Raw genomic sequence first — 13,482 nt, 5'->3', positions numbered from 1 at the left:
AATATAACAGATTATATTCAGCATCGAAATTTTCACTGATTTTAAAAAACTTCCTTCGCAATCGCCTTAATATTCTCAGCTCTTCCCATCGAATAATAATGCAAAACAGGAATTCCGGCAGCAACTAATTCTTTACTTTGTTGCGTACACCATTCGATTCCGATTTGTTTTACGGCGTCATTATCTTTAGCTTTTACTACGGCCATGATCAAATCATCGGGCATTTCAACACTAAATCGGTGTGGAATTAAATTCAATTGTTTTTTAGTAGCAATAGGTTTTAAACCCGGAATAATCGGAATGGTAATTCCGGAAGCCCTGCATTTATCTACAAAATCGAAGAATTTTTTATTGTCAAAAAACATTTGCGTAATGATATACTCCGCGCCGTTTTTTATCTTTTGCTTTAAAAAATGAATATCACTGTCCAAACTTGGTGCTTCCATGTGTTTTTCAGGATAGCCTGCAACTCCGATACAAAAATTGGTCTGCGCCGAATTCTTCAAATCCTCATCCAAATAAATTCCGTTGTTCAAATTGCTGATTTGTAACACCAAATCGGTAGCATATTCATTGCCTTCCTTTTCAGGATGAAAATAGGTTTCCGTTTTCAAGGCATCACCGCGAAGTGCCACCACATTGTCAATGCCAAGGAAATCCAAATCAATCAACAGGTTTTCGGTATCTTCCTTTGTAAACCCGCCACACAAAATATGCGGAATCGCATCAACATTGTATTTATTTTGAACTCCCGCACAAATACCAACCGTTCCCGGACGTTTCTTTACAATCTTCTTTTGCAAAAGTCCGCTAGGTAATTCCTTGAACTCGTATTCCTCACGGTGATACGTCACATCAATAAATGGCGGATTAAACTCCATTAACGGATCGATGCTGTCAAAAATAGATTGGATGTTTTGTCCTTTTAATGGCGGTAAAATTTCAAACGAAAACAATGGTTTTCCATTGGCGTTTTGGATATGTTGGGTTACTTTCATACTAATCTGCTATGTTTGGGTTGAGCCATTTCGTGGCTACTTCTGTTGCTATTCCTCTTCTTTTGGCGTAATCTATTACCTGGTCTTCTTTTATTTTTCCGAGTCCGAAATACTTGCTTTCCGGATTTCCAAAATAATATCCTGATACTGATGATGCCGGCCACATTGCCATACTTTCGGTTAGTGTCACTCCGATTTTCTGTTCTACATTTAAAAGTTTCCAAATCGTTGGTTTTTCCAAATGGTCAGGACAGGCTGGATAACCTGGCGCGGGACGAATTCCTTTATATTCTTCGTCAATCAAATCTTGATTCGACAAACTCTCATCCGAGGCATAACCCCAAATTTCTTTACGGACTTTTAAATGTAAATATTCTGCAAAAGCTTCAGCCAATCTATCGCCTAAGGCTTTTACTAAAATCGAGTTGTAATCGTCTAATTGCTTTTCAAATTCGGCTGCTTTTTCATCTACACCAAAACCAGTCGTAACACAAAAGCATCCAATGTAATCCTGCTTGGCTTCTTTTGGAGCTACAAAATCGGCTAACGCGATGTTTGGTGCGCCAGCTGTTTTTTGAGATTGCTGACGTAAGGTTAAAAATTTATGAAAGGTTCCTGCAATTTCAATATCGTCATCATTGACCGTATTCGCAGGGAAAATTCCAAGAATTCCTTTAGCAGTTAACCACTTTTCGGAAACGATTTGGCTTAGCATTTTTTGAGCATCGGCAAATAAAGCTGTGGCTTGCTCACCAACAACCTCATCAGTCAAAATCGCTGGATATTTTCCGTATAATTCCCACGAACTAAAGAATGGTGTCCAGTCAATGAAATCAACTAGTTCAGAAAGCTCAACGGCAACCGTTTTTGTTCCGATAAAATTTGGTTTTACGGGTTGGAAATTATCCCAATCTAATTTCAGTTTATTCTTTCTGGCATCTTCAATCGACAAATAATTTTTATCCCGACTTCTATTCAGATAACCATCACGTAATTTATCGTATTCGGCACGAACGGTTTTCGCATAATCGACTTTAGTTTCCGTTTGCAAAAGATTACTCGCCACAGTTACGGCACGCGAAGCATCATTTACATGGACAACAGTTTCCTTATATTCCGGTGCAATTTTCACTGCAGTATGCGCACGCGAAGTGGTTGCGCCACCAATCATAATCGGAATTTTGATATTGAGTTTATCCATTTCTTTGGCCAGATAAACCATTTCGTCAAGCGAAGGTGTAATCAATCCGCTCAATCCAATGATATCTACGTTGTGCTCGACTGCTGCCTGAATAATTTTTTCTGGCGGAACCATAACGCCCAAATCGATAATTTCAAAATTGTTGCAACCGAGAACTACGGCTACAATATTTTTACCGATATCGTGTACGTCACCTTTCACGGTTGCCATTAACACTTTTCCTGCCGATGATGATTTTCCGTCTTTTTGTGCTTCGATGAATGGCAATAAATAAGCGACTGCTTTCTTCATTACACGAGCCGATTTTACTACTTGTGGCAGGAACATTTTTCCGCTTCCAAACAAATCGCCAACGACATTCATTCCAGCCATCAAATTGACTTCGATAACTTCGATTGCTTTATCGGCTGAAAGTCTTGCTTCTTCTACATCAATTTCGATAAATTCGTCAATTCCTTTCACGAGTGAATGTGTCAATCTATCCTGAACTGAACCGTTTCTCCATTCCTGGATTGCTTTTTCATTTACTTTAAAATCGCCTTTAAAACTTTCTGCTAAATCCAGTAATCTTTCGGTTGCATCTTCTCTTCTGTTTAGCAAAACATCTTCAACATGTTCCAATAAAATTGGATCGATTTCATCATAAATCTCAAGCATTTCCGGATTTACGATTCCCATCGTCATCCCGTTTTTAATAGCGTGATATAGGAATGCCGAATGCATGGCTTCACGCACTTTGTCATTTCCACGGAACGAAAACGAAACGTTACTTACGCCACCTGAAACTCCGGCATAAGGGAGATTTTCGCGAATCCATTTTGTAGCTCTGAAAAAATCCAAGGCGTTTAATTTGTGTTCTTCCATTCCGGTTGCAACCGGGAAAATATTGGGATCGAAAATGATATCTTCAGCAGGGAAATGGACTTCATTTACCAAAATATCATAACTTCTTTTGCAGATTTCGATACGTCTCTCGTAATTATCGGCTTGACCATCTTCGTCGAAAGCCATAACAATAACCGCTGCTCCGTATCTTTTTATCAATTTGGCATGATGAATAAAAGCTTCTTTTCCTTCTTTAAGTGAAATAGAATTTACAACACCTTTTCCTTGGATTACTTTCAAACCTGCTTCAATGATTTCCCATTTGGAACTGTCGACCATAACCGGAACTCTTGCAATATCGGGCTCGGCTGCGATTAGGTTCAGAAATTTGGTCATCGCATAAACGCCGTCCAACATTCCTTCATCCATATTAATGTCGATGATTTGCGCGCCACCTTCTACTTGGTTACGAGCAATATCGAGTGCTTCTTCGTATTTCTCTTCTTTGATTAAACGCAAAAATTTACGCGAACCAGTTACATTGGTTCGTTCGCCGACGTTTATAAAGTTAGATTCCGGAGTTACGATTAAAGGTTCAAGACCTGATAATTTTAAATATTTTGTTTCTGACATTTTATTTTGTTTTCTCGCTAAGGCACAAAGACACAAAGGTTTTTAGCCACGGATTACACAGATTTTTACAGATTTTAATTTGCATGAATGAGAACATTTCGTGGTTTAAATTCTTTCGCAACCTCAGCAATTGCTTTGATATGCTCCGGAGTTGTGCCACAGCATCCGCCAATAATGTTGATTAAATTATCCTGTAAATATTCCTTGATTAAGGCTTGCATTTCTTGCGGAGTTTGGTCGTATTGCCCGAAAGCATTTGGCAAACCGGCATTTGGATGCGCTGAAATATTGAGTTGTGTATTGTGAGCCAAACGTTTCAAATACGGTTTCAATTGGTCAGCACCAAGTGCGCAGTTGAATCCGATACTTAATAAATCGATGTGGGCAATTGAAATCAGGAATGCTTCTACGGTTTGTCCGGAAAGTGTTCTTCCTGAAGCATCGGTAATTGTTCCTGAAACCATAACCGGTATATCAAGATTGCGTTCTTCTTTTACTTCTTCGATAGCGAATAAAGCCGCTTTGGCGTTTAGTGTATCGAAAATTGTTTCTACCAAAAGTACATCACAACCACCGTCAATTAAAGCTTCTACCTGTTGTTTGTAGGCAATGCGTAAATCGTCAAACGTTACGGCTCTAAAACCCGGATCGTTTACGTCAGGCGACATGGATGCTGTACGGTTTGTTGGTCCAATGGAACCTGCAACAAAACGTGGTCTGTCGGTAAATTCATCAGCAACTTCACGGGCAATTTTGGCTGATTCGTAGTTTAATTCGTAAACCAAATCTTCTAAATGGTAATCGGCCATACCGATAGTCGTTCCTGAAAAAGTATTCGTTTCTACAATATCTGCTCCGGCTTGAAAATACAAGCGATGCACTTGTTTTACCGCTTCGGGTTGGGTGATAGAAAGTAAATCGTTGTTTCCTTTTAATGGATGTGGAAAGTCTTTGAAACGTTCTCCTCGGAAATCTTCTTCGGAGAAATTGTTGCGTTGCAGCATGGTTCCCATGGCTCCGTCGAGGACAAGGATTCTTTCTTGTATTGCTTGTTGAATTTTTGACATATTTTGTATTTCTCGCAGAGACGCTAAAGCGCAAAGCTTAATTTGTACTATGATTTATTAATTAGCCCTGATGGAAGTGAAAATCCTTTTTGTTTTGTGCTTCGACAAGCTCAGCATGACAAAACAAAAAGATTGCAACGTACAGCAGGAATATGGATTGCAAAAAAGCGCAAGCCTTTCGCTCCTAAAAAATTATAATATGTTATCAGAAAGTTGAGAAGAATTCTCGGGTTATCTTTGTCGAGATGCTGAAATAAATTCAGCATAAAGACTAGAATGTAGCACCTTCTTTTGGCAAAGGGTTGCTAAGCTTTCAACGGGTCTATTCCCTCCAGCTTTCGTGATAACGAACAATAAGTTTATGAACACCGCAAAGTAAAGGCATAGAATTGTTATTTGCAAGGGTTTTGAAAAAATAAAAACCTACAACGTTTTCGTGCTGTAGGTTTTCGGGGTTGAGTTAGTAAATTTTTATAACCAAACAGCTTCTTTGATTTTTGTTTTTTCGGCGATTTTGAGAATATCGGTCAAAACGCCGCGAGCTGTTACTTCTTTTCCTGCGCCTGCGCCCTGAATAACTATTGGAATTTCGCCATACGACTTTGTGTAAATTTCAATCAGATTGTCGGCACCTTTGAGTTGGCCTAATGCCGAACTCTGTGGAACTGAAATTAGTTTGACTTCCAACTCCTTCTTGACCACATCAAATTCACCTACATAACGCAGAACATGACTGTCTGCCTGAGTTATTTTGGCAATATGAAATGGTTTGTCAAAAAGCTGTTTGTTGACCGAATATTCAGCTTTAGAATTCGTTTCATTCAAATCTGGGAGCAAAAGGGATGAAATTTTGATGTTTGAAAATTCATATTCCTTTTCGATTTCACGAGCCAGAATTAATAATTTCCGAGCTACGTCATTTCCGGATAAATCTTCACGGGAATCGGGTTCAGTGTAGCCATATTTTTCGGCTTCTAAGAGAATGTTGGAAAACGGAATTTCTTCAGCAGAGAATCTATTAAAAATATAACTCAACGAACCTGAAAACACACCTCTGATTTTGGTAATTTCTTCACCCGAAAAGTGCAAATCGTTTATGGTTTGCACAACTGGCAATCCGGCACCAACATTGGTTTCGTAGAGAAAAGTCTTGTCGTACTTTTTTAAATTTCTTCTTAGTTCTTTGTAGAAATCAAAGTGAAGTGTATTTGCTTTTTTATTGGCAGCTACAATATCAAATCCGTTTTGGATTAACGGAATATAATTTTTGACGATGTCTGAACTTGCTGTGGCATCAACTGCGATTAGGTTTTCTAATTCCTGTTCCTGAGCGTATTCAATTATGTCTTCAACTCTGAACGGAATTGCCGATTGAGCGAAGTTGGCTTCCCACTGATTTTTGATTCCGTCTTTTTCAAAGAAAGCCAGAGTTGAGTTCGTAATGATTGGAAATCGCAAATCGATGTTTCTTTTTTCGAGAAAGAATTTTTGGCTTTCAATGACTTGGTTTACCAATGTGCTTCCCACATTTCCGATACCAAAAAGGACGATGTTTATTCTAAGCGTTGACATAAGTTTGTTGTTTTTGTTTGTTAAAAATTGGTTCTAAGATTTGGGCCAATTGGTCGAATTCAATCAAGAAAGCGTCATGACCATGAATGGATTTTATTTCGTTGTAAAAGACATTTTCTCTAATGGATTTTAATTCGTGATATGTTTCCCGATTTTCATCCGGAATAAAGAAATAATCGGTATCGACTGCAACGATGTGAATATTGGTTTTGATATCCTTCAGTATAGTCAAGAAATCTTTTCTCTCACGTGTAATGTCGTTCGTTTTCAACAAATGATTCATTAGTTTATAAGCCGACAAGCGGAAGCGGTTTTTGAGTTTGAAACCGTGATTAATCAACCAATTCTCTATTTGATAAACCGAAAGATTTTCCAATTTATTTCTTTGAAATCTTTGGTTGATAGATTGTGGCGTTCTGTACAAAAGCATGGCGTGCAATCTTGCATCAACAATTGGATTGTCTGAATTATTCAAAATCTGATCCTGAATTAACACATTGGCAATTACCCAATCGCTGGCTTTCCAATCAGAAGCAATTGGAATCAAATTTTCGACTTTATCAGGAAAAAGCACTGTCATTTCCCAAGCTAAAGCACCGCCAAGACTTCCACCAATAACCGTAAAAAGCGTTTCAATTTTTAGGAAAAATAAACCTTCCCAAAAAACACGGGCTATATCACGAACGGTATAATCCTGGTAATTTGAAATCAGATTTCCAAAATTGTCATCATATCCATTTCCAGGAATGTTGAATGCAATTACCGTGAAGTAATTTGTGTCAATAATTTTGCCCTCGCCAATCAAATCATTCCACCAGCCGTTTTCTCCGGTCACTGTTGAATTCCCGGTCAAAGCGTGATTGACAACCACAACCGGAGCTGATCCTATTGGCTGACCGAAAGTTTGATAGAACAACGGAATGTAAGGTCGTTGCTTTCCATTTTCTAAATCAAAATTAAAAAGGTCAATTTTTTCTAAATTCTTCATTTTTGTTTATTGTTATTTTTTTATGCATTTTTTTGAAATAAAAAAATCCCTTTGGATGGCTTACCAAAGGGACTTTTAGGATAGTTATAAAAACTATATTAGGTCTTCCACATCTGGTAACAGGGTATGGCGATACAACACATCATGTGCATCATTGTGCGGGTCATCATCATATTTTTTACTGTTACTTTCATTGTTTTAATTTGCTTTAAATAAAAAAACCTCTGCGGTTTGCAGAGGTTCGATTGATATATTTTAAAAATTTAAAATTATGCAATAGTTATCTCTGCGGATTTTTCCACATCATACGACACATATTGCACATTGTAAATTTCATTTTGTTGCTTTTTTGATTTAACAAACTTGCGGACTAATTTTCAATTGACAAAATTTTTTTTGATTTTTTTTTAAAATTTAATATTCAATTGGTTTAAAGCACTGATTTTAAATGTTTTAAAAAAATTAATGTTCTCCAAAAACTTTTTCTCCAGCCTTTATGGCAACTGGCAAACGATTTTGTATAGGCGGCAACGGACATGTTGCATAGGCTGTAAAAGCGCATGGTGGATTGGTTGCCTTATTAAAATCCAATATGACTTTGCCATTTTTATCGGGCTTTGAAGCAGATAAGAATCGCCCAGCAGGATAGGTTTGATCGCCATTGGTTTCATCCCCAAAAAGAATAAAAAAACCATCCTCTTCATCCAATACATCCAAAGAACACTTTTCATTATTTACAGTAAAAACCAACTTTCCGGATGATTTTTCTTTGGTAGTTTGTCCCAATACATTAGTAATTGGAATTTCTATGGGCTGATCTGTTTTTACTAATGTTGCTTCAATTTTCCAATTGGCATCCACCGGAAATCTCTCAACTCCATGAAAACTTTCCAGTAATGGACTCTTCAAATTTCGCAATCGTATCCCGATTCTATCTTCCCTTTTGATAATCGTCCAACGCAAATCTTTATGAGACAGCGCAAGTGGCTTTATGGAGTCAGGATGGAAAACAATAGCTTCATCAATGGGTTTCCCATTTAAATTGATTAAAACTTCTTTATTGACGACAATTTTTACCGTTGTACCTATTCGCTCAAAATAGCCTGCAAAATCGTCGATAGTACCTTCGGGAAATTGTATTTGATTTTTGTCGCTGCTGCCAAAAGTATTCTTCCCTTCTTTTAACCAATACAAACCCGCTAAATTCAGCCAACCATTTTCAGCTTTTAGTTTTTCTTCTCTTTTTTTGTGCCAAGTGTCAATTTCTTTTTTATAGTCTGTTTTTTGCGAATAACTACTTGTAGCTGTAACCATAATCGCAATAAGCAATAATGGCTGTAAAATTTTCATTTTCATTGCAATTTTAAATTATTTGATGTTTTAAAGTTAAAAACTATTTATTGAATTTGTTCAAATTATATGCTATGAATTGTACTTTTTGTTCATAGTAATTTGATTGTGTCTTACTCCAGTAACTTTTCAAAAGCATTAATAATCAATTCGACGGGTTCAATTCCTATTGATAATCTGAGTAATTCGGGATTAATTCCCAGATTAAATAACTTCTGTTTTCCTTCTTCTGATTTTAAACAATCGTAATGAGCCAGATATACGTATGGCATGGCAATAGTAAATTCCGTTCCCAAACTTGGTCCTTTCGCCAATTCCAATTTATCGTAATAAAAGGCCAACTCTTTATCAAAAACAACCGAAAGCAATCCCGGAAAAGCTGCATCCGATTTTTTTATTTTGTTGTAATTGGTAATAGAATCCGAATGAAAAACTGAATATATTTCTTTGACAAAAGATTGCTCTTTAAGATAATTGTATAAAATTATAGTGTTTTCAGAAGCTTTATTCACCCGGGTTTCATAGTCTTCTATTTGGAATGCCAATCGCTGCAATTCCCCTTCAAAGGCAGGAATAATGAATTGTTTGAATTGATTTTTTACTTCTTTTACAATGTCATTTTTATCATTTAAAACAATCGCACCCATCAACAAATCACCGTTTCCACAAGCGAATTTGGTCAAACTTTCAACAGCAATATCACAATAAGGCAAAACATCAACATTGAAAGGTGTAGCGATAGTTGAATCGACCAACAAGATAATATTATACTTTTGGCAAAGTGCATAAAGCCAAGGCAAATCGACGCATTGAATCAGTGGATTGGTAGTTACTTCTGTGATTATCGTGGCGACTTTGGTATGATTATTTGCCAACCAATTTTCGAGTTGCTGTTTGTGGTGAATGTTGATTTGCAGATGAGAGATTGTGCTTCTTCTTTCGATGATTTCCATCGTATCCACATAAAGCCAGCCAAGTTGAATTACGGTATTTCTTCCTTCAGGTTTTCTGTGATTTACAATGGTTTCATAGGCTGCAAACAATGCATTCATACCACAATTGGTTAGTAAAATAGTATCTTCAGCAACATTAGAATAGCCTTTGGATAAAACCTTTTTGATTATTTTTTCAGCTTCAGTAATAGTTGCTTTTGATTCAGAAAAGATAGACGTTATTTGGCCTAATTGATATAAAACAGCTTCCGCTTTTCGGGAACTGATTAACAAACCTACATTCCGAATATAATCCCGGCATATCTTTGCGAATTGTGGATTATTGTCTAAAATCAGAAACACACAATCTTCTTCCTGAACGTACTCAAATTCAGCATTGACAAGATATTCTAAAATGCTTTTGGCTTTTAAAGACGCTATTGGCAAAATAATTTTTTCTGATGAAATATTGTGTCTTTTTTTTACAAAACCAACTAACTTTTCAACCAATTTATTCTGAAAAAACCTTGGATAACCCGATTGCATTTGGGCTATAGCCGTTTTGTCGCCTTCTTCATAATCAATTACATTTTGCAGCAAAGGCATGCTAACCGAAACCGCGTGCGGATTTTGCAACGGCAACGAACATCCAAACTGAATAGTGTTGAAATAATTACTCATCATTTCGCATTTAAAACATCGACAAGCTGTTCGGTAAAATTTTCAGTGTAATCTAATGCCTGTGCAATATCCTGAATCAAATCAGCTGTGTCTTCCAAACCAATCGATATTCTGACTGTTGCGTGGCTTAATCCTTTTGCGGCTAAATCTTCTTCAGTGTTGGTTGCGTGACTCATTCTGGATGGAATTTCCAAGCGTGAATCGGCACAACCAAAAGATACTTTTTCGCCAAAGAGTTGGCATTTTTTGATAAACTCTTCTGCTTTTTCAGCTGATTTTAATTCGATGGTTAAAACCGCCGGAATGATTTTTAATTGTCTTTTGGCCAATTCATACTGCGGATGCGATAGCAAACCCGGATATTTCACGTCTAAAACTTCCGGATGTGTTTCGAGGAATTCAGCTAATTTTAAAGCACTGGCTTCTTGTGCTTTCATTCGGTATGTCAAAGTTGGCAATCCCAGTGAAACTAAAAAAACATCAAACGGACTTTGTGCTCTGCCTTGTGCATTGGCAATGTATTTGAATTTTTCGTCCCAAAAGGCATCTTTGGAAACTATCGCTCCGGCAGTAACGCTACCGTGTCCTGAAATGAATTTGGTGCTCGAAAAAACAGAAAAATCAGCTCCTAATTCCAATGGTTTTTGTGACGCAAACGTTGCCATGCTGTTGTCAACGGCGAATAATGCATTGTGCTTTTTTGCTACAATGGCAAGTTCTTGGATATCGACAATTTTTAAACTTGGATTGGTTGGTGATTCACAGACTACCAATTTGATTGTATTGGATTCTACTATTTTTTCGACTTCTGCTAAGTCCGTGAAATCGGCGTAGTGTGCCGTAATGTTGTTCTTTTCAAACAAAATATTTAATAATCGATACGTTCCGCCATAACAATCCTTTTCGATTAAAACATGGTCGTTGGTTTTCAAAACTGTTTCAAAAAGTAGTGCAATGGCCGAAATTCCTGTATTGGTACAAACACAACCAAAACCGTTTTCTGCTTTGGCAAAAATAGTTTCTAAAGCATTTCGCGTTGGATTATCCGAACGGGAATAATCATAAACCTGTTCGTCTGGTGATTGTCTTTTTAAATCAAATGTTGCCGTATTGTAAATTGGCAAGTGAGTTGCTCCATAAGCATCCTTGATTTGAGAATGTTGTGTGATGTTGGCTAATAAAGTTTCTAGTTGCATGTGATTTAAATTTTAGTGTGTTGTGTTATGGATATAAAAAAACCCCTGCGATTGCAGAGGTTCAATTGGTATATTTTAAGATTTAAAATTATACAATAGTGTCCCCTGCGGAAAATTTCCACATCATCATTGACATATTGTACATTGTAAAATTCATTTCTTTTTGTTGTATTTTGATTTGACAAATGTGAAAACAAAAATTGAGAAAAAAAAATAAAATCCAAAAAAAATTAGTAGTCTTTAGTTATCATACAATGACTATCGAGAAATTTATATCAAAGTTTCTTTCTGAGAGGTTAGTAAATTTTTATTGCGTCTTAGTGACTTTGCGAGCAAATTAAATCTCGCAAAGTCACCAAGACGCAAAGCTTTTTGAAAATTCATGCACGCATCAAATCTAGCTTCTTTACTTGGTGCAATCTTTCCGAAAGTAACTTATTATATATTTAAATACTACGTGTTTAGAATTTCTCAAAATCATAAAAAAATAAAAAAAGCAAAAATAGTTTTTCGTATTCTAAATAGTCTTTATACATTTGCACTCGAAAAAATAAGAGGAAAAATTTGAACTGATTGCAACCTCGTTAAAAAATGCTAAAGCAGAAACTCTTCTTTAGCGTTCACAGCAGTCCACTTTTTTCTTCATTACAAATAATATTAAACTAAAATATAGTTATGGCTTATTTATTTACATCGGAGTCAGTGAGTGAAGGACATCCAGACAAAGTTGCAGACCAAATTTCTGATGCGTTAATTGACAACTTTTTGGCATTTGATGCTGAATCAAAAGTGGCTTGCGAAACATTGGTTACTACTGGTCAGGTGATTCTTGCCGGAGAAGTAAAATCAAGCACTTATCTTGATGTTCAACAAATTGCAAGAGAAGTAATCAAAAAAATTGGATATACTAAAAGTGAATATATGTTTGATGCGGATTCATGTGGAATCTTATCAGCCATTCACGAGCAATCTGCCGATATTAATCAAGGTGTAGACAGAGCAAGCAAAGAAGAGCAAGGTGCAGGTGATCAGGGAATGATGTTTGGTTATGCTACTAATGAGACTGAAAATTATATGCCATTGGCTTTAGATTTATCTCATGCTTTGTTAATTGAATTAGCTAATCTAAGAAGAGAAAATAACGAAATTAAATACCTTCGTCCGGATGCGAAATCTCAGGTAACTTTAGAGTATTCTGATGACAACAAACCACAAAGAATTGACGCTATCGTTATTTCTACTCAACATGATGATTTTGCTCCTGAAGCTGAAATGTTGGCTAAAATCAAAAGCGATTTGATTTCGATTTTGATTCCGAGAATTAAGGCAAAATATCCTCAATATGCTCATTTATTCAATGACCAAATCACCTATCACATTAACCCAACCGGTAAATTTGTAATCGGTGGACCACATGGAGATACAGGTTTGACAGGAAGAAAAATCATCGTTGATACATACGGTGGAAAAGGAGCTCACGGTGGTGGTGCTTTCTCTGGAAAAGACCCAAGTAAAGTAGACCGTTCAGCAGCTTATGCTACAAGACATATTGCTAAAAACTTAGTTGCGGCAGGATTATGTGACGAAGTTTTAGTTCAGGTTTCGTATGCGATTGGAGTGGCAAAACCAACTTCTATTAACGTAGTAACTTATGGAACGTCAAAAGTTAATTTGACTGATGGAGAAATCAGTAAAGTGGTGGAGAACGTTTTTGATATGCGTCCGTACTTTATTGAGCAACGTTTGAAATTGAGAAATCCTATTTATAGTGAAACGGCTGCTTATGGACACATGGGAAGAAAACCTGAAACGGTAACTAAAACTTTCCAATTGCCAAATGGTTCGCCAAAAACGGTAACTGTAGAGTTATTTACCTGGGAGAAGTTAGACTTCGTAGATAAAGTAAAAACGGCTTTTGGGATTTAATTTTATCTCATAAAGAATTTAAATAAACCCTGACATTAATTTGTCAGGGTTTTTTTATTAGGATATCTTTCGTAATTTTCATTCCTTAGTAACATAAAAATCCATTAACCTTT

Annotated in this window: 9 protein-coding genes and 1 riboswitch; of the genes, 1 reads left to right on the top strand and 8 read right to left on the bottom strand. The window is 36.6% G+C overall.

The features are described 5' to 3' along the window. Nucleotides 1-41 precede the first annotated feature (41 nt). The 8 genes from metF to GS03_RS05110 form a co-directional block, all read right to left on the bottom strand. Nucleotides 42-998, bottom strand: a complete 957-nt coding sequence (gene metF / locus GS03_RS05145) for a methylenetetrahydrofolate reductase [NAD(P)H] (RefSeq protein ID WP_136151496.1) — start codon at nucleotides 996-998, stop codon at nucleotides 42-44. Between the two features lies 1 nt (nucleotide 999). Further along, a complete protein-coding gene (metH, locus tag GS03_RS05140) occupies nucleotides 1,000-3,657 on the bottom strand; it encodes a methionine synthase (protein WP_136151495.1) in 2,658 nt (885 codons plus the stop codon). A gap of 74 nt (nucleotides 3,658-3,731) precedes the next feature. Then, the gene (locus tag GS03_RS05135; protein ID WP_136151494.1) at nucleotides 3,732-4,724 is read right to left on the bottom strand and encodes a homocysteine S-methyltransferase family protein; all 993 of its coding nucleotides are present in this window, start codon (nucleotides 4,722-4,724) and stop codon (nucleotides 3,732-3,734) included. A 228-nt stretch (nucleotides 4,725-4,952) separates the two neighbouring features. Beyond that, a riboswitch (SAM riboswitch) is annotated at nucleotides 4,953-5,074 on the bottom strand. 121 nt (nucleotides 5,075-5,195) lie between these two features. After that, nucleotides 5,196-6,296 (bottom strand): homoserine dehydrogenase family protein, encoded by a 1,101-nt coding sequence (locus GS03_RS05130; protein ID WP_136151493.1) that lies wholly within the window; start codon nucleotides 6,294-6,296, stop codon nucleotides 5,196-5,198. Next, on the bottom strand, nucleotides 6,283-7,284 hold the full coding sequence (locus tag GS03_RS05125) for an alpha/beta fold hydrolase (protein ID WP_136151492.1): 1,002 nt from the start codon (nucleotides 7,282-7,284) through the stop codon (nucleotides 6,283-6,285). The genes GS03_RS05130 and GS03_RS05125 overlap by 14 nt, the downstream gene beginning before the upstream one ends. A gap of 462 nt (nucleotides 7,285-7,746) precedes the next feature. After that, entirely contained in the window at nucleotides 7,747-8,634 is an 888-nt protein-coding gene (locus GS03_RS05120; RefSeq protein WP_168710269.1) for a DUF1684 domain-containing protein, read from the bottom strand. Nucleotides 8,635-8,747: 113 nt separating this feature from the next. Further along, nucleotides 8,748-10,247 (bottom strand): PLP-dependent transferase, encoded by a 1,500-nt coding sequence (locus GS03_RS05115; protein WP_168710268.1) that lies wholly within the window; start codon nucleotides 10,245-10,247, stop codon nucleotides 8,748-8,750. Further along, nucleotides 10,247-11,443 (bottom strand): trans-sulfuration enzyme family protein, encoded by a 1,197-nt coding sequence (locus GS03_RS05110; RefSeq protein WP_136151489.1) that lies wholly within the window; start codon nucleotides 11,441-11,443, stop codon nucleotides 10,247-10,249. Before GS03_RS05110 ends, GS03_RS05115 begins: the two co-directional genes overlap by 1 nt. 675 nt (nucleotides 11,444-12,118) lie before the next feature. On the opposite strand from GS03_RS05110, the gene metK reads away from it, so the two are divergent. Further along, nucleotides 12,119-13,369, top strand: coding sequence for a methionine adenosyltransferase (metK, locus tag GS03_RS05105; RefSeq protein ID WP_136151488.1), 1,251 nt, complete (start codon nucleotides 12,119-12,121; stop codon nucleotides 13,367-13,369). The last annotated feature ends 113 nt before the right edge of the window (nucleotides 13,370-13,482 follow it).

It is taken from the genome of Flavobacterium sangjuense, from assembly GCF_004797125.1.
Lineage (GTDB): Bacteria > Bacteroidota > Bacteroidia > Flavobacteriales > Flavobacteriaceae > Flavobacterium > Flavobacterium sangjuense.
Note: the sequence above shows the minus strand (reverse complement) of the source record. Positions and strands in the feature narration are given on the sequence as shown.

Coding starts and splice junctions, on each gene's coding strand:
- metK (WP_136151488.1), top strand. CDS start 12,119: ATGGCTTATTTATTTACATCGGAGTCAGTGAGTGAAGGACATCCAGAC.
- metH (WP_136151495.1), bottom strand. CDS start 3,657: ATGTCAGAAACAAAATATTTAAAATTATCAGGTCTTGAACCTTTAATC.
- GS03_RS05120 (WP_168710269.1), bottom strand. CDS start 8,634: ATGAAAATTTTACAGCCATTATTGCTTATTGCGATTATGGTTACAGCT.
- GS03_RS05130 (WP_136151493.1), bottom strand. CDS start 6,296: ATGTCAACGCTTAGAATAAACATCGTCCTTTTTGGTATCGGAAATGTG.
- GS03_RS05125 (WP_136151492.1), bottom strand. CDS start 7,284: ATGAAGAATTTAGAAAAAATTGACCTTTTTAATTTTGATTTAGAAAAT.
- GS03_RS05110 (WP_136151489.1), bottom strand. CDS start 11,443: ATGCAACTAGAAACTTTATTAGCCAACATCACACAACATTCTCAAATC.
- GS03_RS05135 (WP_136151494.1), bottom strand. CDS start 4,724: ATGTCAAAAATTCAACAAGCAATACAAGAAAGAATCCTTGTCCTCGAC.
- GS03_RS05115 (WP_168710268.1), bottom strand. CDS start 10,247: ATGAGTAATTATTTCAACACTATTCAGTTTGGATGTTCGTTGCCGTTG.
- metF (WP_136151496.1), bottom strand. CDS start 998: ATGAAAGTAACCCAACATATCCAAAACGCCAATGGAAAACCATTGTTT.